Here is a 25130-nt window from a genome sequence, read left to right as displayed (position 1 = left end):
ATCACGGGAATCGAACGGGTCTTTAAGAAAAAAGATTAAATAGAGGGGAAGAATAACGTCAAAAGTGATTCTTTGCAACATTAAAAATATTCTTTCGCTGTTTTTGTAGAGCCATTTTACCTTTTTGAGGAGTTGAAGCTTCTGATCTTTTGCATTAAACTGCGGCTAAGAAAGGAGGCGAAAGGTTTGTACACGATTGAAGCGCTGGGCGGGAAGCTTATTGAAGAAGCATGTATGATGAAAGCTTCTGATATTCATATCGTCCCCGGAGAAAAAGAAGCCGTTATCCGATTTAGAATTGATGATCAATTATTTAATAAGGAAAGGATGACAAGAAAAGAGTGTTCAAGGCTCATTTCCCATTTTAAATTCCTTTCTTCAATGGATATTGGTGAACGAAGACAGCCGCAGAGCGGGGCTTTATCACTTATTGTGAAAAATAAGCCAGTTCATTTAAGAATGTCCACTTTGCCAACTATTCATGAAGAAAGCCTTGTTATTCGTATTCTTCCAAAGGAAAGGACTCCTTCACTCACAAGACTTTCATTATTTCCAAATGCAGCAATCACACTGTTGTCATTCCTTAAACATGCTCATGGTCTGATGATTTTAAGTGGTCCGACAGGATCAGGGAAAACAACGACCTTATATTCCTTGATTGATCATGCCAAACAACATTTTAATCGCAATATTATAACATTGGAGGACCCGGTTGAATCTCGAAGTAGCGGTGTTCTTCAAGTTCAGGTTAATGAAAAAGCCGGTATGACATACTCTGTAGGTCTAAAAGCGATCCTGCGTCATGATCCGGACATGATTATTGTGGGGGAAATACGTGATGCAGAAACAGCTAAACTTGCAGTTAGAGCAGCCTTAACAGGACACCTCGTGTTATCCAGTATGCATGCGCAAAATGCAAAAGGTACGATATACAGACTGCTTGAGTTAGGTGTTAATATAACAGAACTTGAGCAGACATTGATTGCGGTAAGTGCACAACGTCTTGTTAATCTCGTTTGTCCATTTTGCGGGGATGATTGTTCTTTATATTGTAAACTATCAAGAACAGTTAGGAGAGCAAGCATCTTTGAACTTTTATATGGGAAGAACCTGAACCTTTGTATAAGAGAAGCAAAAGGCGAATATTTGAACAATTGCTCTGAAAAACTAACACCTCTAATCAGAAAAGGAATAGCCCTTGGCTATTTACCAGCTGAAACTTATGATCGTTGGGTTTATCATGAAGCGGAATAAAAAACACTGGTCTATACGGGATCAGGCTGACCTGCTAAAAAAGCTTGGCGAGATGATGAGAAATGGCTACACGCTTCTGGATGCTTTAAAAATGTTAGAGCTCCAGATGAATGAAAAACAAAGAAAAGATATTTTAATGGGGATGAGAAAACTTACAGAAGGATATCCTGCCTTTCAAGTTTTAAATATGATCTCATTTCATAAAGATGCCGTCAGTATTATATATTTTGCCGAAAAACACGGTAATTTGCCATTTGCTTTTATGCAAAGCGGTGAGTTGCTTCAGCGTAAAATTGATCAGGCAGAAAAAATGAAGAAAGCGGCAAAATATCCTACCTTCCTCATTTTAACAGTTTGTATGATTACCTACATCATGAAATCTGCTATTGTTCCTCAATTTTCTGCGATTTATCACTCCATGAATGTGAAAACATCTTTTCTGACATCTTTCATATTCATATTTTTCGACAGTTTTTCCTTTATATTTTTGCTTATGATTGTTAGTGCTATAGGAATGTTTGTTTTCTACTGGTATGGATTTCGTAAAAAATCATCAGAAAATCAAATGATCTTTCTTATCAGAATGCCGCTGATAGGGAGGAGTGTTAAATTATTCAACAGCTATTTCTTATCTCTTCAACTGAGTAATTTATTAAAATCTGGTATGTCCATATATGACAGTTTAAAAGCGTTTGAAAATCAACCCTTTTTACTTTTTTATCAAAGTGAAGCAAAACACTTTATTAAAAGATTAAAACAAGGTGAGGCCATAGAAGTGATTTTAAATGGTCGACCGTTTTACGAGAAGGACTTATCTAGAGCAGTAGCTCACGGTCAATTGAACGGTTATCTTCATAGAGAGCTTTATTCATATAGTCAATTTATACTCGACCGGCTTGAAAAAAAGGCAGAAAGGTGGACAGGTATGCTCCAACCAGTTATTTATGGGGTTACTGCGGTTATGATTTTAATTCTATACTTGTCCATGCTTTTGCCTATGTACCAAATGATGAATCAATTATAAAGGAGATGTTAATGAATGAAGAATGAACAGGGTTTTACCCTAATTGAAATGTTAGTCGTTATGTTTGTTGTATCCATTTTGCTTTTAATTACAATTCCTAATGTGACAAAGCACAATGAGAGCATTCAAAAGAAAGGTTGTGATGGCTTGAAAAATATGGTTCAAGCTCAAATCACCGCTTATCAGATTGATCATAAAGGTTCTACACCAAGTATAGGGGAACTAAGATCAAAAGGGTATCTCAAGAAAAATACAACCTGTCCTAATGGGAAGAAGATCGTCATCATAAATGGCAAGGCACAAACTAGATAAATGGAAAACATAAAGGCACAAAACGGTTTTACACTTCTTGAGAGTTTAACGGTTTTGCTGATCAGTTCGATTATGTCTATTCTTTTATTTAGTGGGTTGCCTCCCGTTTATAAAAACAGGGTCATTCAACACTTTGTATCCCAGCTTGAGGAAGATTTACACTATGCTCAGCAAGTGGCTATTACTCAAAATAAGAAGATTAAGGTAAAATTTGATTTTGATCATTTTACTTACACAATCCAGTCTGCAGATAAAAATGAGAGTCCTTTTCTTGTCAGAACTTATGACAAGAAGGTGATGATAAAACGAACAACTATTAGCCAAAATCTAACCTACAGCCCTGACGGAGTTCCTAGTCGAGGAGGAAAAATCATGATCAATACAGGTGAAGCCTCCTTTGTTATCACAATTTATTTAGGAAGCGGCAAAATCAATGTTCAAAAACAATAGTGGCTTTACAACGATTGAAACGGTTTCCGCATTTAGCATATGGTTGATGATTACAATTCTATTTGTTCCAATGTTTCACCAGTTTACATTAAAAGAAGAAATAACAAGAAAAGAAGTAGAGGCATATCGCATTCTAGATGAAAAACTCAATCGTTATCTGATAACCGGCCGTTATCAGCCAGCAGAAACTGTTTTTTATCAAGGGACAGCTTATCTTATTAATTGGGAGGAGGATGGAGATCATTATAACGTCTGTGTTTCTATCGAGGTCCGGAAAAATCAACAACACTGTTTTAACATTCTCAGAACAAAGGGGCTTTACCCTTCTTAATGTTTTACTTTCTCTATCAATTTATATGTTCATAACAGGGACGATGGCCACAATATTTCATTTGTTTTTAACCCCAACAGTACAAAATACAGATCTCAATCCGCAAGAGTGGACCATTACGACTGAACAAATGTTAAAAGAATGTAGACAAGCTCATAGCGTTAAAGTGAAAAATAATGGTCAGCTATTGGTAATGACGAATTCTCTCGGTGAAACAGTACGTTATGAACCGTATCAAACAACGATTCGAAAAAGAGTGAATCGAAAAGGACATGTACCCATTTTACAACATATCAAACGGGTCAATTTCACATTTCAACATCATCAGGTGGTTATGGAAGTAATCAGTCTTAACAATAAGAAATATCATGCAACATTTTCAATTTATCAAGTAGGATGAAGGTGATAAACCTGAAAAATTCAAATGGTTTTATTTACCCTGCAACACTGTTTATGGCTGTCATATGTATACTTTGTGCCAGTCAAACAGCTTCTTCATATATGACAAAACAAGCTTTTGTTAAACAAACAAAACAATTTTATATTCAGCAAAATCTCCTGCAAAATGGGGTTCTACATGCGTTACGGCAGATTCAAACAAAGAAAGTTAAAAAGGAGGGGATAGAGAAAAAGGTAAATCAATTAGTGACATATGTTATTTCTCCCTCTGATAAGAAAACAATGCATGTAGAGATTCAGGTGAAAACAGCATCTAAAGCAGTTCACACAGTTGAATTTCATTATGATATAAAAACTAAACATATAACAAAATGGAAGGAGAAGTAGTATATGGATGGAACATAAATGTATAAAACGGAAGGTGCTTGACAAAACTTCATCATATAGAGAAGAGCGGTGAGGTGACTTAATGAAAACAAATGATTATGTAAAATATATGACTGAACAGCTTGTCAAGTATATGGATACACCAAAACAAGAAAGAAAACAATTGAAAGAAAAACGGAAAGAAGCTAGGCCGTCTTCAGGTAGTTATAGATGGTTGGGCATCTTACCAATGGGTTGTATGATGCTTTTTAAGAGACGTAAATAGCAGTAACTCAAACCGGTTTGTTTTTATGCAAACCGGTTTATTTATATTCTTCAACGATTACGATCTTATTAATGTTATGGGTTGTAGGTTCGTATGAAATGGTAACAAATACGCCAAAATTTTTATTTTTTTTGTTTAGGGTCAGATGATACTGCTTGACTGCCTCATCTGTTCTCTTTCTGTCCCATACTTTTTGAATAGAGCGTACTTCGGTTTTTGGATATCTTTTTTGAGCTGCTTCTATTGCTCTCTCTTCCCATTTTGACAAAGTTGATGCGTTATTTACAGCCTGAACCTGAATATGAAGCGGGACATGGCTAATTTGAACTAGTAAAAAACAGATAGCCAGTCTTTTCAGCATGAATCATCACCCTTTCAAACCTATTTTTCCCCTTTTATCTCGTGAATTATACAGAAATTTGTTACAAACGATGTCCACTATAAAGAACTGAAAAAACTCAAAAGATGAGAATTTAAGAGTTTTTTCGAGAAATTAAACGATATTGTTCGTTGAAACGAACTTAATCGACTATTTTGGCAGTTTTCAACCTTTCTCTAGTTCTTTATACTCTAACTATAAGGTTCTTTAAAACGAACGATAGAGTATAGCACTCACTAGGAGGGTAGTCATGATTAGATTATCTAAATCTAGGAGATGTCGAAAAAGGAACAAACAAACAGTCATTGGCTTACAAATCGCTTTAATCATTTATCTCTTAATTGGATTGGGAAGTCAGCTAAATCAAAATACAAATGCGTCGTTTCATGATGTGGAACGATCTAGCTTTTCGATGAAAGCGGGCACAAAATTCAAAGATGTTAATGATAAACAGTGGGATGGAAGTGATCTGACTTTCAAAAAACAGACATCGACCAAAGGAAAAATACCCGAGTCTTTACCTTTATTTGCTGAAGTAAAAAACCATGGAGATAAGATGACCACTTCAAAGTGGAAATGGGAGCTGCACAAAGTTGAAAGTTCCTCTAAACCTCTAAAAGATGGAAAAGTGGTTGATAAAGGTACAGTTTCTAAAGAGATTCACGATGGAGTATACAGAATAGAATCAACCCAGGAACTTAGCGAAGGTAAATATGTTTTCAAATTGATTATACCTAAAGGTCATCCTGATTTTAAAGGAAAAAAATCTTATATTTGGTCAAAAGTAATCGAATTAAAAGAATCTAAAGAAATAAAAGATTCTAAAGAAGAACAGAAAGATACAACTAAGACCAACCAAGAAAAATAGACAGAGACAAAGAGATTCATTAGGAAGCGGGGAAACATCGTCATGAAAAAAGTCATGAAATGGGTCAGCAATATTTTATATGTGATTATTTTCACTTTGATCATTGCTGCAATTATCGTCGTGATTTCTACTAAATCGTCAGGCGGAGAACCGCAACTATTTGGCTATCAGCTGAAAACGGTTTTGTCTGGTTCAATGGAACCGAAATTTATGACAGGTTCTATGATTGCTGTGGAGAAAATTGACAATCCTAAGTCGTTAAAAAAGGGAGACATTATTACCTTTATGCAAGATCAAAACACAATGGTTACTCACCGAATTATCGGTATAACAAAAAATAAATCTAATTTACAGTTTCAAACAAAAGGTGACAATAATAAATCACCTGATTCCGATCCGGTTTTAGCAAAAAATGTAGTAGCTAAATATTCTGGATTTACAATTCCGTATGCCGGATATGTACTGGATTTTGCAAATAAACCGATTGGCACTGCAGTTTTATTAATTGTGCCAGGGCTTTTATTAATCCTTTATGCCGTGATTAATATAACATCGGCTTTAAGAGAAATTGATCGAAAAACAAAAGCGGTTGAAGCCGCCCAAAAAGATTGATCAATTTCAATGTGAATTCGTTGGTAACCTGAAATTCAGGTCTCCATATATAGCAAACTTTTCATTATAAAAGGAGGAGTTATCATGGGAACAAAGAAAAAGATTGGATTAGGAGTTGCATCTGCTGCGTTAGGTCTTGCATTAGTAGGTGGAGGAACATGGGCTGCTTTCAACGATATTGAAACAACTCATGCAACTTACGCAGCTGGAGAGCTTGACTTAAATGCTCAAGATACATCAGCTAGAGTAAACTTGTCTAACTTAAAACCGGGTGATAAATTCAAAAAAGAATTTACATTCAAAAATGATGGCACATTGGCTATCAAAGAAGTTTTAATGAAAATGGGCTACAAAAACTTTGTTGATGGAAAAGCGAAAAACGGCGGTAAAAACTCTGCTGAAGACTTCTTGAAACAATTTAAAGTTAGCGTATTGACAGTAGGTCTTGAAGGTGGAAACGGTTATCCGAAAAACATCATTTTAGATTCTGCTAACCTTTATGATCTATACAATGCGTCTGCTAAAGAAGATAAAGCTGCATATGACAAAGTTAAAAAACATATTGCACCAGGTTTCTTACATGAAAATGGTAAAATCAATGTAGCAACAATTAAAGGAAAAACTGCACCTGAATATGATGGTGTTCCAAAAGATCCATATGATTTCGATAAAGTCGAAATGGTCATTGAATTTGTCAATGATAAAGCAACAGACAGCGAAGGCAGAATGTTACAAAACAAATACCAAGGTGACTCTGTAGAGCTTGACTTCTCATTCGAAGCTACTCAATGGAATGGCTTAACAATCGATGGTAAAAAACATGCTGATGAAAATGGGTATGTTAAAGAGAACGAAAAAGCTCACAGTGAAGACAAATAATATAGTTCTAATAAAAAACGGATCATTCAGATCCGTTTTTTAATATGGTTTTATTTGTAATATACTGACGGTAAAATATAATGATAGAAAAAACCAAAAGGAGTAAGAAAACTCCTTACTCCTTTTCCTGTCTTTTTCTCCATTTTTGATAGTCTAAAAATTCACGGAATTGTTTTTTAGATACCCCTGATGCCATTGCATCGCGAACTAAATTTTCCCATTCACTATCTAATTGACCATCGTATTCGGTTTCATCTTTTTCATCAAGCAGAGTATGAACCGAGACGTCCAGAACAGCGGAGACTTTTTCTAGAAATTGAATGGAGGGGTTTGTTTGTAAATTTCTTTCTATAGAACTTAAATAAGACTTCGCTACCCCAGCCTTTTCAGCTAGTTCAGATAGTGAGTAGCCTTTTTCTTTACGATATTGTTTAATACGCTGGCCAATCAATGTCATCACCTTCCTTTCGATATTATAGCACATTCAGAAAGGATTTATTGAATGACTTGTTTCAATTGACATGGAAGTTTTCGATGACTTCTTTCCTAATTGGAGAAAAGTTCGTATTTCTTCTGGACTAATCCCATCATTAAGTGCGTCATGAATTAATTTCACCCATTCCATATCCAATTCTTCCTTTTGAATTCTCTTCACACATTTCCCCTCCCAAAATACTTTCATCATGTATCTTAGTCGATCGTGTTGTCATCAAGAATCTTTGAGTCTCCATTATCGATTATAACCTTTGCGCCGTGAATAAATTGGAGAATTTTGTCGAATCGTTGAAAATTAACTTAATTGTTTTTTTTGTAAATAAAATAATCCACCATTTTCAATCTTAATTTCAATTTTTGGTTCGTATAATGTCTGAAGTGCTTTTTTTTCAATTTCGTATTCTTGCGGTTTTTCTTCTGCCTCCTCATAAAATTGATTGAGGAGTGAAAGATCATCATTCCATCTTTTAAGGGCAGCTTGTGCCCAATCAAGCGGTTCATCTCGGGCGATTTGTTCGATATAATGTTCAAGTCGTTTGATGCCGCTCTCCGGTTTAATTAAAGGCGATATCGTGTAACAATAATCAGAGATCTGTGTTGTGAGTGAAAAGTCCTTTAGTTCATCTTGAAATCCTTCTTTGAGTTGTCCGTTGATTAAATGAAGACCACAAGACAAAAGCTTATCTTTTTTCAGGTCTGATTGGTAAGAGATTGTCACATTTACACCGAGCCATGGTTCAAGGGAGATTTGCAAGCCATTTGAACGAACTTTTTCATAGAGACGAATAAATCTTCCATTCCTCTTAACAGTCTGAAAAATTTGGAATAGTCTAGGTGAACCAAAATGAATAAACTCTCCTTCTATATTTGCCGGAGCTTGTTTTTCATTTGTAATAAGTGTAATTTTCATTGGATTCGGCTGACCACCTGTTTTTTCAAGCCAGTGCCAGTAAAAGGGTCTGTTCATGATTTGTTTATCGACATCAGCCGTCAGTTGAACAGTTAAATGAGCGCTACTTTTGTCTGTAATCGTGCAACCAGTCGCTTCGAAAAAGTGTTCTAAAAACCGGTAGATGTCCTCCTGTCTCATCTGTTAGCCTCCAGTTTGTTTGTAATCTGAAACTGTTTTATTCCCATAAGAAATGAATGAAGTTAGGTTGTCCATTTTGAGCTTCATTTCCTCATCTGTAGTCGAATAGAAAAGGATATCATGCAAGTGTTCTTCAAAATTGCCGACTTCTACTTTTGTTAAAATATCATCCAAATCACCAACTACTTTTTCAAACAAGTCGATTTTTTCATAAAGAAGCTTTAAAATATGTTCTTCTACCGTATGTTTGGTTGCCATATTGTAAATAAAAACATCTCGTTTTTGACCGAGGCGGTGAATCCGACCGATTCTTTGTTCAAGACGCATTGGATTCCATGGTAAGTCATAGTTAATAATTTTATTGCAAAACTGGAGGTTGATCCCTTCACCACCAGCTTCTGTTGCAATGAGCACTTGAACTTTGTTCTTGAACAGTTCTTTCATCCAGTCTTTCTTGCCTCTTTTAAAACCTCCTCTAAAAGGTACAGAGCTGATTCCGTTTTGTTGAAGAAACCACTGAAGGTATATTTGTGTTGCTCTGTACTCTGTAAAAATAATCACTTTGTCATTGAGCTCTTGGATCAGTTCTACTGTTTTCATTGCTTTGGAGTTTTGGGTGACTTCATTCACTTTTTCAATCAAGTAATGAATCATTGTTTCTCCGATTATCGGAGCTTCTTGGTTTTTTCGGTCAAGCATATTTTTTAAAGTCATATAAACCGCCTCTCGGCTAGAACAGCATTCTCGTTCAAGTGTCATAATGGAAAACATACTTGACGAATGAAGGTGATCCTGTTTCAAATTTTTAATCTCATTATATAAAGCCTGCTCAGTCGGTGAAAACGAGATAGGCACAGTTTCAACATGGCGATTTGTCCAAGCGATTCCAGTATCGTGCCGTCTGTTTCTAATCATCACTTTGTTAATTAATGTTTTTAAATGTTCGTGTGCTTCAGCAGAGCCGTTCTTTTTTGAATAATCTTTATTAAAATTACTTTCATTGCCTAGGTGTCCCGGTTTTAAAAGGGATACAAGGTTGAAAATTTCATCTATCTTATTTTGAATAGGTGTTGCTGTGAGCATCAGACAATATTTCTTCTTTAAATGACGAACAAGTTCATAGTTTTTCGTTTTGCTGTTTTTCAGTTTGTGAGCTTCATCAATAATCACGACATCATATTGAATGGAGAGAACGGTCTCACGATGTGGAGATCTCTTCGCTGTATCAAGAGAAGAGACGACAACATCACATTGCTCCCATACATAATGTTTTTTCTGTTCAACAGCTGGAATTAAAAACCTTTCACGTAGTTCTTTGACCCACTGTGAAACAAGGGAAGCTGGTGCAAGAATTAGAATTTTCTTTGCTAGTCCTCTAATCATGTATTCTTTTAAAATTAATCCGGCTTCAATGGTTTTTCCAAGTCCGACTTCATCAGCTAAAATAGCTTTTCCATTCATTTGTTCAATGACTTTTTGAGCCACTTCAAGCTGATGTGGGAGAGGGGTGAAGTCAGGCAAATGAAATGGAGCCTGCAACCCTTTAAAGGATGGAATCGACAGCCGTTTTTGTACTTCACATGATAATTTGTAGAGCTCCCAATTCGCCCATGGACCGTTCTGATCAAGGTGTTGAGCAAACTGTGCCGGCCACTCATGATCAAAATGGATATCTGGTTTCATCATAAATGCCATCTTCCTCCTCTTTTAAATCTAAAATGTTTTTTCTATTGCCCAATCAGATGAGTGATGGTAGGATAATTGTAGATCATCATGACAATACATAAGCTTTATTTAGTATGTCCAAGAAATGATATGAATATGAGCGAATGATAGCAAGAGGAGAGACCTTTTGTGGGCGCCGAAGGAGCAAACTTTCGAAGATAGTGAATCTCTCAGGCAAAAGAACTCTTGCTTGACGCAACTCTGGAGAGAGTTTGTATAATCATCATGACGAGCAAACCACCAAAGGGGACGCCTTTGCTTTTATGCAAAGTAAACTTTCAGGTGCCAGGACAGAGAACCCAAAACCAATTCAATGGGGGTTCTCTGTCCTTTTTTGTGGTTTATTATTGAAATTTTTTGCGTTTTCTGATGATTAACAAATTTCTATAAAAAGCGAAGGGGGAAACAACATGTTGAAACGAACGCCTTTATTTGATCTTTATCAGAATTATGGCGGGAAAATGATTGATTTTGGCGGTTGGGAGCTGCCGGTTCGTTTTTCTTCAATTAAAGAAGAACATGAAGCGGTAAGAACAAATGCTGGACTATTTGATGTTTCACATATGGGGGAAGTTGAGGTTACTGGTGAAAACAGCCTTCCATTTTTACAGAAGCTGTTGACTAATGATGTTCATGCATTAAAAAAAGGGCGCGTCCAATATACAGTGATGTGTAATGAAAACGGAGGGACGATTGACGACCTTCTAGTTTATCACAAGGGAGACAATCACTATTTACTTGTTTTGAATGCAGCTAATATTCATAAAGATATCGAATGGATGACACGTCATGCTGAAGGGGATGTTGCAATCAAGAACATGTCTGATGACATTTGTTTGCTCGCTTTGCAGGGACCAAAAGCTGAGCGTATTTTACAACAAGTCACAAAGGCAGACATTGCTAAAATAAAACCGTTCACATTTCAAGATTGTACAGATATCGGAAGTGTGCGGGCACTGATCTCGAGAACTGGGTATACGGGAGAGGATGGATTTGAAATCTATTGTCAAAATCAAGACGCTCCTTGCATTTGGAAGCTTCTTCTCGAAACCGGCAAAAATGACGGATTAGTACCGTGCGGTCTTGGCGCAAGAGACACCCTCCGCTTTGAAGCAAATCTACCCTTATACGGACAAGAATTGACGCAAGACATTACACCGATTGAGGCTGGTATTGGCTTTGTCGTAAAAACAAATAAAAAATCTGATTTTTTGGGGAAGTCTGTCTTAGCCACTCAAAGAGAAAAAGGAGTGAACAGAAAGCTGGTCGGACTTGAAATGATTGATAAAGGAATTCCGCGGCACGGATATGCTGTTTTTTATCAAAATGAAAAAATCGGTGAGATCACAACCGGCACACAGTCACCAACTTTGAAAAAAAATGTTGGTCTCGCAATGTTGAATATAGAAGCTACTGAAATTGACACGGTGGTTGAAGTGGAAGTCAGGAAAAAGCGGCTGAAAGCTAAAATTGTAAAAACCCCATTTTATAAACGACAAACGTCTTGAAAGGAGAATGAAGATGAAGCATCGTTACCTGCCAACAACCACTCAAGATAAAAAAGACATGCTTGAGGCGATCGGAGTTAATCAAATCGATGATCTTTTCTCAGATATACCGGAGAGGGTTAGATTCAAAGGTGAATATCAGATAAAACAAGCAAAATCTGAAACAGAACTGATGAAAGAGTTGCAAAAGCTAGCTGCTAAAAATAAACATGCAGACGCATACGCTTCATTTTTGGGAGCGGGTGTCTATGATCATTATCAGCCCGTTATTGTTGATCATGTCATCTCAAGATCTGAGTTTTATACAGCTTATACACCATATCAGCCTGAGATTTCTCAAGGGGAACTCCAAGCCATTTTTGAATTTCAGACCATGATTTGTGAGTTAACAGGTATGGATATTAGCAATTCATCGATGTATGATGGCGGAACAGCATTGGCAGAAGCAGCAATGCTTGCCGCAGGGCATACGAAAAAGAAAAAAATCGTTGTGTCTGAAACCGTCCATCCAGAATCTCGAGAGGTTTTGAAAACATATGCAAAAGGGCAGTACATCGATGTAGTTGAAGTGCGATCAAAAAATGGAATAACAGATCTGGATGCTCTTCATCAAGCTGTTTGTGATGAAACTGCTGCTGTGATCGTCCAATATCCGAACTTTTTTGGTCAGATTGAACCGCTGAAAGAAATTGAACCAATTGCTCACAAAGGAAAAAGCATGTTTGTCGTATCTGTCAATCCGTTAGCTCTAGGGATTCTAACACCGCCGGGAAGATTTGGAGCTGATATTGTTATTGGAGATGCACAGCCATTTGGAATTCCAGCGTCTTTTGGAGGACCACATTGCGGCTTTTTTGCTGTCACAAAAAAACTGATGAGAAAGGTTCCTGGACGTCTAGTCGGTCAGACTGAAGATGAAAATGGCAAGAGAGGCTTTGTCTTAACACTTCAAGCTAGGGAACAACATATCAGGCGTGATAAAGCGACTTCAAATATTTGCTCTAACCAAGCCCTTAATGCACTTGCTGCTTCAGTGGCCATGACAGCACTCGGCAAAAAGGGTATCGGTGAAATCGCTTGGCAAAACATGCAAAAAGCAGCATATGCCAAACAAGCTGCTCAACAGGCAGGTCTTGAAGTTGTTTATCATGGTCAGATGTTTAACGAATTTGTTGTTAAGCTAAACGAACCTATCAGCAAAGCAAATGAACGTCTTCTTAAAAAAGAAATCATTGGTGGATATGACTTAAGTAGGACATTTCCCAATTTAAAAAACCATATGCTGATCGCTGTTACAGAGCTTCGAACGAAAAATGAAATTGATACACTCATCAAGGAATTGGGGGATGATCATGAATAATCAGGAGCAATCGCTTATTTTTGAAGTATCAAAAGAAGGGCGGATCGGTTACAGTCTGCCAAAACTTGATGTCCCTGAAACAGATCTATCAAGCCTTCTTGATGAAACATATCAGAGGGCTGAGCCAGCACAGTTGCCTGAAGTATCTGAGCTTGATATGATGCGGCATTATACAGCACTATCAAACCGCAACCATGGTGTAGACTCGGGTTTTTATCCACTTGGATCATGTACGATGAAATACAATCCTAAACTAAATGAAAAAATTGCAAGAATCCCTGGTTTTTCTGCTATCCATCCCCTTCAGGATGAACATACTGTGCAAGGGGCTTTAGAGCTGTTATATGATTTGAGTGAGCATCTAGAGGAAATCACTGGGATGGATAAGGTTACACTGCAACCGGCTGCAGGTGCACATGGCGAGTGGACAGGTCTGATGATGATCCGTGCTTTTCATGAAGCAAACGGTGATGTGAAAAGAACGAAAGTCATTGTTCCCGATTCTGCTCATGGCACAAATCCGGCATCTGTAACAGTTGCTGGACTTGAAACAGTTACTGTCAAGTCAAATGCTGACGGTCTTGTTGATATAGAAGACTTAAAACGAGTCGTCAATGAAGAAACAGCAGCTCTCATGCTGACAAATCCGAATACACTTGGTCTCTTTGAAATGAATATTTTAGAAATGGCCGAGATTGTCCATGAAGCTGGGGGGAAGCTGTATTATGACGGAGCAAATCTAAACGCTGTTCTCAGTAAAGTACGACCTGGAGATATGGGCTTTGATGTCGTCCATTTAAACCTTCATAAAACATTTACAGGTCCGCATGGAGGCGGAGGACCTGGATCAGGTCCTGTTGGTGTAAAACACGAGCTTATCCCGTTTTTGCCAAAACCTATATTAGTGAAACAAAACGACCATTACACATTTGACAATAATCGCCCTCAATCAATTGGCAGAGTCAAACCTTACTACGGAAATTTCGGTATTAATGTAAGAGCATACACATATATTCGTTCAATGGGTCCTGATGGGCTGAAAGAGGTTACAGAAAATGCTGTTTTACATGCGAATTATATGATGCGAAAATTAGCACCGTATTATGATTTGCCATTTGATTGTCATTGCAAGCATGAATTTGTCTTATCTGGTAAGCGGCAGAAAAAACTTGGGGTGAGAACATTGGATATCGCCAAACGAATCTTGGATTTTGGTTTCCATCCACCTACAATTTATTTCCCCCTTAATATTGAAGAATGTATGATGATTGAACCGACAGAAACTGAATCGAAAGAAACGCTTGATGCCTTTATCGATACAATGATCCAAATTGCAAAGGAAGCGGAAGAAACGCCTGAAATTGTTCAAGAAGCTCCGCACACAACGGTTGTTAAGCGAATGGATGAAACAAAAGCGGCACGCCAACCTATGCTCCGCTTTATTAAAGAAAATTGATGAAAGAAGAATTGTATAGTAGATTTTTTTAAAAAAGGGGTGACCAATTATCAAAAATTCGATTGGTTACCCCTTATTTATGAAGTATCCAGAAAAACAATACTTTTATAATGGGTAAAAATAACCAACATAATTCAAGTTATTTTGACAAAACTAGTTAAAAAGTCGCTATTTATCGTCTGATATATATTGATTATAGAGGATTACAGAGCATTTAGCCGTATAAAGAAGAATAGAAAGCCACAAAGAAAGTATATGAAGATATGAAACAAAATATGAAGTTTGTGTGGTACCACTTATAAATGTTAGGCTATAAAGGATTGCTTAAATATTGGAGGGACAATATGAGTGTAGGTGAACAACCAATTAAGATAAAAGTAGAAAAAGTATCCAAAGTTTTTGGTAAACACACAAAAAAAGCGATACAAATGCTTGCTGACGGAAAAACGAAAAAAGAGATCCTGAAAGAAACCGGATCAACCGTTGGCGTCAATCAAGCAGAATTTAATGTTTACGATGGTGAGATATTTGTCATCATGGGTCTATCTGGGAGCGGTAAGTCAACATTAGTTAGGCTGTTAAATCGATTGATTGAACCGACTGCTGGAAATATCTATATAGATGGTGACATGATAACAAATATGTCCAAAGACCAGCTCCGAGAAGTACGTCGAAAAAAAATCAGTATGGTTTTCCAAAATTTCGCTTTGTTCCCACATAGGACAATCCTTGAAAATACGGAGTATGGGCTAGAACTGCAAGGTGTTAAAAAAAACTTACGGCAAGAAAAGGCACTCGAATCCCTTAAACTCGTTGGTCTTGAAGGGTATGAAAGCCAGTATCCTAATCAGCTAAGCGGTGGCATGCAACAACGTGTTGGACTTGCTCGCGCATTGACAAATGATCCCGATGTTCTGCTCATGGATGAAGCATTCAGTGCTCTTGATCCGCTCATTCGTAAAAACATGCAGGATGAGTTGCTCGACTTACATGAATCTGTTGGGAAAACGATTATTTTTATCACACATGACCTTGATGAAGCTTTACGGATTGGTGATCGTATTGCGTTAATGAAAGACGGTAATATCGTTCAAATCGGTACACCTGAAGAAATTTTAATGAATCCATCAAACGAATATGTTGAAAAATTTGTAGAAGATGTGGACTTATCTAAAGTATTAACAGCTGGTCACATTATGAAACGTGCGGAAACTGTGCGAATTGATAAAGGACCTCGCGTTGCACTAGAATTAATGAAAAACTTAGGTATTTCTTCAATTTATGTTGTTGATAAACATAATCGCTTGATCGGAGCAATTGATGCTGCAACAGCAAAGGAAGCAACTGAGAAAGGTTTACCTCTTGATCAAGTGATCTCAACAGACATCAAAACAGTCGAACAAGAAACGATTCTGACTGATATTTTTGAAATGGTATCAGATGCGAGTATCCCGATTGCTGTTATTGATGAAAAACATCGCATGAAAGGGATTATTGTCAGGGGAGCCCTCATTGGTGCTCTTGCTGGTAATGACGAATATATTAATGCACATCATGAATCAGCTAACAAACAAGAAGCTGTTTTGCAGGAGGTGAAATAAATATGTGGAGTTTTTCTTCACTTCCCAGAATTCCTTTAGCAGAATGGATCGACAAATCTGTTGATTGGATGACCATGTCGTTCGGAAGCATATTTGACAGCATTTCCAAAGGATTGGAAGCATTTTATCAAAAGATTGTTGAAGGACTTGGGGTTGTTGAGCCGTTAATCCTAATTATCCTGTTTGCAGCTTTAGCTTGGTTAATTAGTACAAAAGGAATTGCTCTTTTTACTTTTATTGGGTTTTCTGTTATTGATTATTTAGGATATTGGGATGATATGTTGCAAACATTAGCATTGGTTCTGACATCTGTTCTGATTTCGGTTATCATCGGGATTCCGGTCGGCATTTGGGGCTCGCAAAAGAAGCTGGTTCAAAGAATCGTTACACCAATCCTTGATTTGATGCAAACGATGCCTGCATTTGTCTATTTGATACCGGCGATTTTCTTTTTTAACGTCGGAGTTGTGCCAGGTATTGTTGCATCGGTTATTTTTGCAATGCCTCCAACCATTAGAATGACGATTTTAGGGATTCAGCAAGTACCTAAAGATCTGATTGAAGCAACAGAAGCATTTGGTTCAACAACAAGCCAACGGCTCTTCAAAGTTCAGTTGCCGCTTGCAACAAAAACCATTTTAGCAGGTATAAATCAGAGTATTATGCTTGCATTGTCAATGGTGGTTATCGCTTCAATGGTCGGAGCAGAAGGACTTGGAGAAAAAGTTTATCGTGCTGTGACACAGGTAAAAACAGGAGTCGGTGTAGAAACCGGGTTGGCAATGGTCATTATAGCCATTGTGCTTGACCGGATTACACAAAATATAAAAATGAAGAAAAACAGGAGGAATGCATAATGTGGAAAAAAATAGCAGGAATTGGCGCTGCAACAACACTGATGTTAGGTTTGGTAGCTTGTGGAAACAATACCGATAAAAATGCTTCAGTAGGTGAACAAGTAAACCATAAAATCACAGGTATTGACCCTGGTGCAGGGATTATGACGGCAACTGAGCAGGCGTTAAATGACTATGACCTGAAGAAATGGAAGTTAACCTCAGGATCGAGTGCAGCGATGACGGCTGCTTTAAAAAAGGCTTACGATAAAAAAGAACCAATCATCATTACTGGCTGGACACCGCATTGGATGTTCTCAAAGTACGACTTGAAGTATTTGAAAGATCCAAAAGGTTCATATGGTGATGCAGAAGAAATTCATACAATTACACGTAAAGGATTTAAAGCGGATCATCCAGGTGCCAACAAATTGTTAAGTCAATTCAGTTGGACAGAGGATGATATGGGTGAAGTCATGCTTGCTATTCAGGATGGTAAAAAACCGGAAGAAGCTGCAGCTAACTTTGTAAAAAAACATCAAGACCTTGTTGCAAAATGGACAAAAGGTGTTGATAAAGTAAACGGCGAAGAGATTAAGCTTGGCTATGTTGCATGGGATAGTGAAATTGCCAGTACAAATGTTGTCGGCAAAGTACTTGAAGATTTAGGTTACAAAGTAACACTCAGTCAAGTAGAAGCTGGTCCAATGTGGGCAGGAGTTAAAGACGGAAGTATTGATGCTTCACTTGCAGCATGGTTACCACAAACACACAAAGCATATGCTGAAAAATACAAAGGTGAGTTTGAAGATGTCGGTGTAAGCATGAAAGGTGTAAAAATTGGACTAGTCGTGCCGAAGTATATGAAAGATATCAACTCAATTGAAGATTTGAAAAAATAATGAACAGCAGCCGGTGAATTTAGGATTCACCGGTTTTTTGTATGGGAATTTCCTCGCTTTCCGCGGGCGATCCTCGATTCTTCCTCGGAGCTCGCTCCTTGCTTCTACAGGCTCTCGCCATTCTCCCTGATTCATGTTGATAAGCCTCTTCCGGAGAGAGTATAGTCAAGTGTAAGGACTGTTCCTCTTGATGTTATTTTGCGCTATCTGAAATGCAAAAAGTCACCATTTTTTATGAAGTTTAATATCACATTGTAAATTAACAAAAAATAATCAGCCCCTAAATTTAGGTTTTATCACTTCATGCCGAGGCTGTTATATGACTCATTTAACATAAACACTTTCTAGAGCCATTAAGGCTAGTGTCGCCTCAGATTCCGGCAAAACTTCTGGATATTCCTTCCGCGGATAAATGGGAAAGGAAAAGAGGGCATACCCCTAGACCGCCATCTATTGCAACCTTTTCACATATGTATCTTTTAAAGTTGTATTGACATTTTAATTGACAAAATCCCTTTGAGGTTTTTGTCAAATTCATTTATCGTTAATAATGAACACATTCTAAATGGGTAGGTGGTTAAATGGATATATTACTTCCTATTGGGATAGGCTTTTTATCTAATACTTTGATATTTATTGTTAGTATGTTTATGGTGAAAAATTCAATACGGGCAACAAATATAACTTTAATTTTCGTTGGTTTAAGTTTAGTAATTTCCCTTATAATAGGTGGTTGGTCTGGCATGGGACTAGGTGTGATTGGACTTGGAATGTTATTGGCCACAATTTGTTTATATATAATATTTATGTATAAATTTGTAACGGAAAAATAATAATTAAATTTTTGAATTTAGCAAAATAATGCTTGTGGTCCAAAATATGCTCTTATTCCTGCTGCTGCCCAAGTTGTATGCCCATCAACGCAAGAAACTAACTCTTTATCGCAGCAATTATCTCCGTCGCCAAATACGGAGTAACATCTGTCTGTTGCATTAATTGGCTATCACCACCATGGTCAAGACCGTAACCACAATTTCCACCACAGTGTTGATATCCACTGGGTGAACAACCATTAGCAGTCCACCAAGCTTGTGTGGAAATGCCATCTTGATTTTCCTCAACATCTATATTTTCCATTTGAAATACTAACTCATCCATATCCGTTACGAATAGGCTGACACATACCACTTTGAATGCTTATTCTTTCATCAGATTCCCTTCAATTGTAGGCTTTTTCTCATCCATAGTTTTTTCCTCCTTTTTTTATTATTGAGACGGTGTATTAATCTCTGGATAATTGGACTTGATGTACGCCTTACTATTTAAAGTGAAAAGTAATCATATAAAATCAATGTCATTTAAAATTTTCACATATAAATTTCACTTTTTTATAAATTATAGATATCATTTCATCTTAAAAGTGTGGATGAATAAAAATTAGGGAATTTGTTTGCTTTTTAACGAGTACAGCGTCTTTCCTCGTTCCAACTGTCTGCGATTCAATCATTTCCTTCACACGTTCGTTGTAGCTAATACTCTCGGCATTCACCAAATCATCATTTTGATGTGAGCGTTCTTTATCAATGTCAGGATTCGTTTTACTTTCTCGTTCTCTTTGATTATGAATCCAAATCATGAGACTTCATTTTCTGCATTCGTACAACTGCAAAACTCACAAAAACCACCATTCGAGACGGGGATTGCCGGGACACTTTTAAATAAAAAAGAAATGTACTAAACTGGGACGTCAGAAACGAGGGGTGGAGGGATTTACCAAAAACCAAAGTAAAACGATTTTTAAAGTATAAAAGAAATTCTAAGAGCAAAAGCATCAAAAACAGCCATCTCAATTTGAGATAGCTGTTTTGTTATTTTTTCGTTTTAATTTTTCCGCCCCATTTTTTGAATCCGCCTTTTAAGTTGTAGATTTCTTTACAACCGTACTTTTTTAAAGTTTGTGCGGCACGCCCGCTTCTCATGTTATTTTGACAATAAAGATAAACTGGTTTGTCTGGGCGAATTTCCACTTTCCTTTGTTTCAGTTGAGAAAGGGGGATATTTCTCGCTCCAAGAATATGACCGCCATCGAATTCTTTCGGTTCACGTACATCAATAAGCTGAGCCTTACGATAACCAGCTCGAAATTCTTCTTCTGACAAGGTCTTCATAATTCGTTGTTGGTAAATGTATGAAACCACTGCGTAAATAATCAGTGCAGCGGAAATGCTGAGGACGATAATATTGCTAATAGACAATCTGATCCGACTCCTTTTGAAATCATCCCGGAAGATGGGATAGTTTTATCTTAAGACAAGTACTATTATAGTAAAGGCTCGGAGATATGTCATCTAGTTAGCCGAATTTATTTTCAATTTTAGCAAGGAATGATAGACTAATTTTATACCGAAAAAAAAGAGGGTAGGATATGGAAAAAGAAACATGGCGTTTTATTAACTCAGGAAAACAGTCTCCAGCTTTTAATATGGCACTTGATGAGGCGTTGCTTTACTGGCACAGTCAAAATCAGATTCCACCGACTATTCGATTTTACGGTTGGAACCCGGCGACACTTTCTGTCGGTTATTTTCAAAACATTGAAAAGGAGGTCAACCTAGAAGCTGTCAAAAAATACGGTTTGGGCTTTGTAAGAAGACCAACTGGCGGCAGAGGTGTTCTCCATGATCAAGAACTCACCTATAGTGTAATCGTGTCTGAAGAGCATCCTGAAATGCCTAAGACGGTAACAGAAGCGTATAGAGTGATTTCTGAGGGTGTTCTTGAAGGTTTTCGAAAGCTTGGGCTTGAGGCTTACTTTGCGATTCCGAGAACAGAAAAAGAAAAGCAAAGTGTGAAAAACCCAAGATCATCGGTTTGTTTTGATGCGCCGTCATGGTATGAGCTTGTTGTTGAAGGAAGAAAAGTTGCAGGCAGCGCTCAGACAAGGCAAAAAGGTGTCATTCTCCAACATGGGTCAATTCTGCTTGATTTAGATGAAGATATGCTCTTTGATTTGTTTCTTTATCAAAATGATCGGGTGAGAGAACGCTTGCAGCGAAACTTTAAACAAAAAGCAGTCGCCATTAATCAATTAAGCTCACAAAAAGTCAACATTGAAGAAGCAGTATTAGCATTTAAAAAAGGATTTGAAAAAGGGTTGAACATCAATTTGCAGCCTTATGAACTAACAGAGGAAGAAATGAGGTTTGTCGAGGATTTAGCCCAAAAAAAATATGCGTCAGATGAATGGAATTATAAAAGATAAAGATCTATGTTTGCTTGTTTTTTACATGATCATAGTGTAAACTTGTAGTGATTTGAAAAGGTGTGATTTGGAGGGGTTTCATGACAACGCCGAGTATGGAAGATTACATAGAACAAATTTATATGCTGATAGAAGAAAAAGGATATGCCAGAGTTTCAGATATAGCCGAAGCTTTAGCTGTCCATCCCTCCTCCGTTACAAAAATGGTTCAAAAACTTGATAAAGACGAATATTTGATATATGAGAAGTATCGCGGTCTTGTACTGACGCCGAAAGGGAAAAAAATAGGTAAGCGTTTAGTTTACAGACATGAATTACTCGAACAGTTTTTACGAATCATTGGTGTTGAAGAAGAGAGAATTTACAATGATGTGGAAGGAATTGAACATCATTTAAGCTGGAACAGCATTGATCGGATTGGAGATCTTGTACAATATTTTGAAGATGACCATAAAAGAACCGATGAACTAAGAAGCGTTCAAAAAAGAAATGAACAAGAAAATCGCTAGGAAAAAAGCTGCCGAATGACCAGGCAGCTTTTTTAATGTGGTCTTTTTTTTCTGTCCTTTTCTTAGAATGGTGTTAGATCCAACTTTTTAAGAGGAGGAAACGACACATGTACATAGACGGGGTATTTTCAGGTGGAGGAATGAAAGGGATAGCGCTTGTAGGAGCCTATGAAACACTTGAAGAAAAAGGATTCCGTTTTAAAAGGCTGGCTGGAACGAGCGCTGGTTCGATTATTGCATCATTCATAACAGCTGGATATACGAGTCTGGAGATCCGTCAAATAATAGAAGAATTAAATGAGCTTGAACTCCTTGATCAGCGGTACTCATTTTATCCTTTAAAAATTTTAAAATGGGTTTCAATTTATTGGCGGCTTGGCTTATATAATGGTGATAAGCTGGAGAGTTGGATAGCAGAAAAATTAAAAGCAAAAGGTATTTCGGTGTTTGGTGATTTTGAAAAAGGAAAACTAAAGCTGATTGCTTCTGACATAACAAATGGAAGAATGATTGTCCTTCCTGACGACTTAACGAAATACGGTTTGAATCCAGATCGCTTTTCAGTCGCAAGAGCCGTGCGGATGAGCTGCAGTATTCCTTATTTTTTCCAACCTGTCAAATTGAAATCATCGGCTGGTGTCAGCGTGGTTGTAGATGGCGGAGTGCTCAGTAATTTTCCGATCTGGCTCTTTCCTGATAAAAAGCGGCCGGTATTAGGTGTGACCTTAATGCCGAACATAAAGGAAAAGCCTAAAAATGTCGTCAATAATGCATTTGAACTGTTCGGAGCACTTTTTGAGACGATGAAAGAAGCTCATGATGCCAGACATATCTCCAGTAAACACGAGCGCAACATTATTTTTTTACCTGTTGAAGAAATCGTATCAACAGAATTTACAGTTTCAAAAGAAAAAAAACTAGCTCTTATTGAGCTAGGGAAAAAACGAACAGAAATATTTTTGAAACAGTGGACGTATTAAAAAAGCGCTCTGTTTTTCTTTTTGCTTTTTTTTCCTTCAATCACTGTCAGCTGGGTATGGTTCTTTTTTTTGATTAATCCCGGTTTGGATTTATTGGCTGACGGTACACTCTTGAGATGATTGCCGCGGCTTTTCACAGAGCGTTTTTTATGATCCTGAAAACGCTTGTTTGATTGTTTGGCTGCCTTTCTAAAAGCGGCTCCCTCATTTCCCGTATTTCGACTATTCAGTCGTTTGATCACGAAGTAAATGATTGCACCGACTGCGGCAGTAACGAGAATATACTGGAGCAAAAGACCTGGCTCTGTAATTGCGAAATAAACAAAACCGAAAATACCAAGCGCAATAACTAAGCTTGAGACTGGATGTACGCGTTGCTTCATAACTGTCCACCTCCCAAAAAATTAACCAATTCGTTAAAGTTTATATTACGATATGAGAAGGTTCCTTCTGTTCGTCCTCTGCTTTGGTTTCCATATGAAGAAGTTCATTGAAACTTTCAATTGCAACCTCCACCTGATCATCAGATGGCTCTTTTGTTGTTAAGAGCTGCAGCCAAAGACCGGGATAGCCGAGTGCTTTAAGCACAGGAATATTTCTCACTTTATTGGTGAGCTGCAGTACTTCAAATGAAATCCCAAGAACAACTGGTATTAGAGCAATTCTATTTAAAATGCGGACCCAGAGAGGGTCAGTAGGAACAAGCAAGTAAACAAACATGCCCACGATCACAGTAAACAAAATAAAACTGCTGCCACATCTGTAATGAAGTCTTGACTGACGTTGGACATTTTCAACTGTTATTGGCAAATTTTGTTCATAACAGTTTATGACCTTGTGCTCAGCTCCGTGATACTGAAATACTCTTTTAATAAAAGGTGTACATGAGATCACGTAAATATAGCTTAAAAGCAGAACCAGCTTAAACAAGCTCTCGATCATAATCTGTGCAACATCGGACTGAAATATAGGTCGAGTAAATTCCGCTAAAAAGACGGGAACCAAGGTGAATATAAATTTGCTGAACAGGAATGAAAGCACTCCAATAACAGCAACACCAAAAATCATCGCCAGTTTTGACTGTTTTTCTTCTTGGATCTGACCATCTAACGCAGGATCACGATCATATCTTTCACTTGAAAAGTTCAAATGTTGGGTTCCATTTGCGCTTGCTTCGACAATTGCGATAATTCCTCTAATAAAAGGAATTTTCTTTAACTTTTCAAATGTCGGATTTGATTTGCGCGGCAGTTTGAAAAATTCAATACTTTGATCTTTTCTGCGAATCGCCGTGACATAGTGGCGTTTGCCTCCGAACATAACACCTTCAACAACAGCCTGCCCACCGTATGCTCGCTGTTGGTTTTTTTGATTTGACATAAGCATCAACCTATCTGTATCAATCTTTAAAATCATTAACCATTTCCTTACACCTATTGTACAGGAAAAGTGATGAAACCTCTAGATCGATGGCTTGAAAAAAATTATCAAATTCATTTACAACTGTGTCAAATCTAATAAAAGTATACCCGTTTTCATATTTTTTACACTTATCGAATTGAAAATCTGTTAAAACGTTTATTTTTGACACTACCATTTTTGGACATAATGGAGATGGAGGTGAACAAAATAACATGAGTAGTGAAGACAATAAGAAAAAAGATGAAGAATTAGAACAAAATAAACGGGAAAATCCTACATCTTTTAGTGGGAGAGTCATTACAACTGGGTTTTTCGCTGGTGTATTTTGGAGTGCTTTAGGGGAGCTAGCACATTTTTTGAAGTTTTCAGAAGTCAGTCCTAATATGATTCTCCAGCTGTTTATTCTCGGAGACTGGAAAAGTGAATTTCTTGGAACGGTCATTAGCATATTATTGATCGGGGTTATATCTATTGGGGCTGCACTGCTGTATTACAGCATTTTCAAACAGGTGAAAGGCATGTGGATGGGTGTTGTATACGGAGCCATTTTGTGGGTCATTGTGTTTTATCTGTTTAATCCGATGTTTCCGGATGTTCAGACTGTTCCCGAACTAAAACGGGAAACTGTTATTACAACATTGTGTATCTATTTATTGTACGGATTATTTGTTGGCTACTCTATTTCATTTGAATACAATGAATTAAATGAAGAAAAACTGTCCCGTGTCTTCGGTGAATCAAGAGAATAATGTTGAGATAGGTGTTGTATGATAAAATGTTCACTGTAAGTGGACATTTTTTTATTGAATATTGTAAAAAAGGGA

General features: G+C 37.3%; 31 protein-coding genes, 1 pseudogene and 1 riboswitch. Of the genes and pseudogenes, 22 read left to right on the top strand and 10 right to left on the bottom strand.

Annotated features, from left to right (window positions below; all coding sequences use genetic code 11):
* The first annotated feature begins 186 nt into the window (after positions 1-186).
* The 8 genes from comGA to HOO54_RS13850 all read left to right on the top strand — a co-directional run bounded on the left by comGA (position 187) and on the right by HOO54_RS13850 (position 4422).
* Positions 187-1254 (top strand): competence type IV pilus ATPase ComGA, encoded by a 1068-nt coding sequence (gene comGA, locus HOO54_RS13885; protein WP_253907682.1) that lies wholly within the window; start codon positions 187-189, stop codon positions 1252-1254.
* On the top strand, positions 1241-2278 hold the full coding sequence (comGB, locus tag HOO54_RS13880) for a competence type IV pilus assembly protein ComGB (protein ID WP_172299563.1): 1038 nt from the start codon (positions 1241-1243) through the stop codon (positions 2276-2278). The genes comGA and comGB overlap by 14 nt, the downstream gene beginning before the upstream one ends.
* A 15-nt stretch (positions 2279-2293) precedes the next feature.
* On the top strand, positions 2294-2590 hold the full coding sequence (gene comGC / locus HOO54_RS13875) for a competence type IV pilus major pilin ComGC (RefSeq protein ID WP_172296237.1): 297 nt from the start codon (positions 2294-2296) through the stop codon (positions 2588-2590).
* A complete protein-coding gene (gene comGD, locus HOO54_RS13870) occupies positions 2591-3040 on the top strand; it encodes a competence type IV pilus minor pilin ComGD (RefSeq protein WP_172296235.1) in 450 nt (149 codons plus the stop codon).
* A complete protein-coding gene (comGE, locus tag HOO54_RS13865; protein ID WP_172296233.1) occupies positions 3024-3371 on the top strand; it encodes a competence type IV pilus minor pilin ComGE in 348 nt (115 codons plus the stop codon). The genes comGD and comGE overlap by 17 nt, the downstream gene beginning before the upstream one ends.
* Complete coding sequence (comGF, locus tag HOO54_RS13860; protein WP_309244876.1) at positions 3274-3771, top strand: competence type IV pilus minor pilin ComGF; 498 nt, start codon at positions 3274-3276, stop codon at positions 3769-3771. The genes comGE and comGF overlap by 98 nt, the downstream gene beginning before the upstream one ends.
* 2 nt (positions 3772-3773) lie before the next feature.
* Positions 3774-4157 (top strand): competence type IV pilus minor pilin ComGG, encoded by a 384-nt coding sequence (gene comGG, locus HOO54_RS13855; RefSeq protein ID WP_309244875.1) that lies wholly within the window; start codon positions 3774-3776, stop codon positions 4155-4157.
* Between the two features lie 82 nt (positions 4158-4239).
* Positions 4240-4422, top strand: coding sequence for a YqzE family protein (locus tag HOO54_RS13850; RefSeq protein WP_172296231.1), 183 nt, complete (start codon positions 4240-4242; stop codon positions 4420-4422).
* A 37-nt stretch (positions 4423-4459) separates the two neighbouring features.
* On the opposite strand, the gene HOO54_RS13845 is transcribed toward HOO54_RS13850, so the two are convergent.
* A complete protein-coding gene (locus tag HOO54_RS13845; protein ID WP_172296229.1) occupies positions 4460-4783 on the bottom strand; it encodes a DUF3889 domain-containing protein in 324 nt (107 codons plus the stop codon).
* A gap of 268 nt (positions 4784-5051) precedes the next feature.
* Here HOO54_RS13845 and tapA point away from each other — a divergent pair, with 268 nt between their 5' ends.
* The 3 genes from tapA to tasA all read left to right on the top strand — a co-directional run bounded on the left by tapA (position 5052) and on the right by tasA (position 7160).
* Positions 5052-5669: an amyloid fiber anchoring/assembly protein TapA gene (gene tapA, locus HOO54_RS13840; protein WP_172296205.1), complete on the top strand. Its 618-nt coding sequence runs from the start codon at positions 5052-5054 to the stop codon at positions 5667-5669.
* Positions 5670-5711: 42 nt separating this feature from the next.
* Complete coding sequence (gene sipW, locus HOO54_RS13835) at positions 5712-6281, top strand: signal peptidase I SipW (protein ID WP_172296203.1); 570 nt, start codon at positions 5712-5714, stop codon at positions 6279-6281.
* A gap of 84 nt (positions 6282-6365) precedes the next feature.
* Complete coding sequence (gene tasA, locus HOO54_RS13830; protein WP_172296201.1) at positions 6366-7160, top strand: biofilm matrix protein TasA; 795 nt, start codon at positions 6366-6368, stop codon at positions 7158-7160.
* A 115-nt stretch (positions 7161-7275) separates the two neighbouring features.
* Here tasA and sinR read toward each other — a convergent pair whose 3' ends face one another.
* The 4 genes from sinR to HOO54_RS13810 form a co-directional block, all read right to left on the bottom strand.
* Positions 7276-7611: a transcriptional regulator SinR gene (sinR, locus tag HOO54_RS13825; RefSeq protein ID WP_172296198.1), complete on the bottom strand. Its 336-nt coding sequence runs from the start codon at positions 7609-7611 to the stop codon at positions 7276-7278.
* 33 nt (positions 7612-7644) lie between these two features.
* Positions 7645-7815 (bottom strand): anti-repressor SinI, encoded by a 171-nt coding sequence (gene sinI / locus HOO54_RS13820; protein ID WP_375335808.1) that lies wholly within the window; start codon positions 7813-7815, stop codon positions 7645-7647.
* 135 nt (positions 7816-7950) lie between these two features.
* Positions 7951-8745: a YqhG family protein gene (locus HOO54_RS13815; RefSeq protein ID WP_172296194.1), complete on the bottom strand. Its 795-nt coding sequence runs from the start codon at positions 8743-8745 to the stop codon at positions 7951-7953.
* Between the two features lie 3 nt (positions 8746-8748).
* A complete protein-coding gene (locus HOO54_RS13810) occupies positions 8749-10428 on the bottom strand; it encodes a DEAD/DEAH box helicase (RefSeq protein WP_172299557.1) in 1680 nt (559 codons plus the stop codon).
* 146 nt (positions 10429-10574) lie between these two features.
* Positions 10575-10666: riboswitch (glycine riboswitch) on the top strand.
* A gap of 214 nt (positions 10667-10880) precedes the next feature.
* On the opposite strand from HOO54_RS13810, the gene gcvT reads away from it, so the two are divergent.
* The 7 genes from gcvT (at position 10881) to HOO54_RS13775 (ending at position 18966) form a co-directional block, all read left to right on the top strand.
* A complete protein-coding gene (gcvT, locus tag HOO54_RS13805; RefSeq protein ID WP_172296192.1) occupies positions 10881-11978 on the top strand; it encodes a glycine cleavage system aminomethyltransferase GcvT in 1098 nt (365 codons plus the stop codon).
* 13 nt (positions 11979-11991) lie between these two features.
* Complete coding sequence (gene gcvPA / locus HOO54_RS13800) at positions 11992-13338, top strand: aminomethyl-transferring glycine dehydrogenase subunit GcvPA (RefSeq protein ID WP_172296190.1); 1347 nt, start codon at positions 11992-11994, stop codon at positions 13336-13338.
* Positions 13331-14794 (top strand): aminomethyl-transferring glycine dehydrogenase subunit GcvPB, encoded by a 1464-nt coding sequence (gene gcvPB, locus HOO54_RS13795; protein ID WP_172296188.1) that lies wholly within the window; start codon positions 13331-13333, stop codon positions 14792-14794. Before gcvPA ends, gcvPB begins: the two co-directional genes overlap by 8 nt.
* 344 nt (positions 14795-15138) lie before the next feature.
* On the top strand, positions 15139-16395 hold the full coding sequence (opuAA, locus tag HOO54_RS13790) for a glycine/proline betaine ABC transporter ATP-binding protein OpuAA (RefSeq protein WP_172296186.1): 1257 nt from the start codon (positions 15139-15141) through the stop codon (positions 16393-16395).
* A gap of 2 nt (positions 16396-16397) precedes the next feature.
* Positions 16398-17252, top strand: a complete 855-nt coding sequence (locus HOO54_RS13785) for an ABC transporter permease (RefSeq protein WP_172296184.1) — start codon at positions 16398-16400, stop codon at positions 17250-17252.
* On the top strand, positions 17252-18133 hold the full coding sequence (locus tag HOO54_RS13780) for a glycine betaine ABC transporter substrate-binding protein (protein WP_172296182.1): 882 nt from the start codon (positions 17252-17254) through the stop codon (positions 18131-18133). The genes HOO54_RS13785 and HOO54_RS13780 overlap by 1 nt, the downstream gene beginning before the upstream one ends.
* A 581-nt stretch (positions 18134-18714) precedes the next feature.
* Complete coding sequence (locus tag HOO54_RS13775; protein ID WP_172296180.1) at positions 18715-18966, top strand: YesK family protein; 252 nt, start codon at positions 18715-18717, stop codon at positions 18964-18966.
* A gap of 97 nt (positions 18967-19063) precedes the next feature.
* Here HOO54_RS13775 and HOO54_RS13770 read toward each other — a convergent pair whose 3' ends face one another.
* From HOO54_RS13770 to HOO54_RS13760, 3 genes and pseudogenes are all read right to left on the bottom strand, one after another.
* A complete protein-coding gene (locus HOO54_RS13770) occupies positions 19064-19270 on the bottom strand; it encodes a hypothetical protein (RefSeq protein WP_172296178.1) in 207 nt (68 codons plus the stop codon).
* Positions 19271-19586: 316 nt separating this feature from the next.
* Positions 19587-19809, bottom strand: a pseudogene (locus HOO54_RS13765) (plasmid recombination protein); the annotation flags it as partial.
* 192 nt (positions 19810-20001) lie between these two features.
* Positions 20002-20382 carry a rhodanese-like domain-containing protein gene (locus HOO54_RS13760; RefSeq protein WP_172299555.1) on the bottom strand — a complete coding sequence of 127 codons (381 nt, stop codon included), beginning with the start codon at positions 20380-20382 and terminating at the stop codon, positions 20002-20004.
* A 176-nt stretch (positions 20383-20558) separates the two neighbouring features.
* Between HOO54_RS13760 and HOO54_RS13755 the strand changes: the two genes are divergently transcribed.
* The 3 genes from HOO54_RS13755 (at position 20559) to HOO54_RS13745 (ending at position 22884) form a co-directional block, all read left to right on the top strand.
* Positions 20559-21395 carry a lipoate--protein ligase family protein gene (locus tag HOO54_RS13755; protein ID WP_172296176.1) on the top strand — a complete coding sequence of 279 codons (837 nt, stop codon included), beginning with the start codon at positions 20559-20561 and terminating at the stop codon, positions 21393-21395.
* Positions 21396-21475: 80 nt separating this feature from the next.
* Positions 21476-21904, top strand: coding sequence for a transcriptional regulator MntR (mntR, locus tag HOO54_RS13750; protein ID WP_172296174.1), 429 nt, complete (start codon positions 21476-21478; stop codon positions 21902-21904).
* Positions 21905-22011: 107 nt separating this feature from the next.
* Entirely contained in the window at positions 22012-22884 is an 873-nt protein-coding gene (locus HOO54_RS13745; protein ID WP_172296172.1) for a patatin-like phospholipase family protein, read from the top strand.
* Here HOO54_RS13745 and HOO54_RS13740 read toward each other — a convergent pair.
* Together HOO54_RS13740 and HOO54_RS13735 are read right to left on the bottom strand one after the other, a co-directional pair.
* Positions 22881-23267: an SA1362 family protein gene (locus HOO54_RS13740; protein ID WP_172296170.1), complete on the bottom strand. Its 387-nt coding sequence runs from the start codon at positions 23265-23267 to the stop codon at positions 22881-22883. The genes HOO54_RS13745 and HOO54_RS13740 overlap by 4 nt on opposite strands.
* Before the next feature lie 40 nt (positions 23268-23307).
* Entirely contained in the window at positions 23308-24264 is a 957-nt protein-coding gene (locus HOO54_RS13735; protein WP_172296168.1) for a DUF1385 domain-containing protein, read from the bottom strand.
* A gap of 254 nt (positions 24265-24518) precedes the next feature.
* On the opposite strand from HOO54_RS13735, the gene HOO54_RS13730 reads away from it, so the two are divergent.
* Positions 24519-25055: a YqhR family membrane protein gene (locus tag HOO54_RS13730; protein ID WP_172296166.1), complete on the top strand. Its 537-nt coding sequence runs from the start codon at positions 24519-24521 to the stop codon at positions 25053-25055.
* Positions 25056-25130 lie beyond the last annotated feature (75 nt).

Origin of the sequence: Bacillus sp. WMMC1349, from assembly GCF_013155385.1 — a bacterium.
Lineage (GTDB): Bacteria > Bacillota > Bacilli > Bacillales > Bacillaceae > Bacillus.
Note: the sequence above shows the minus strand (reverse complement) of the source record. Positions and strands in the feature narration are given on the sequence as shown.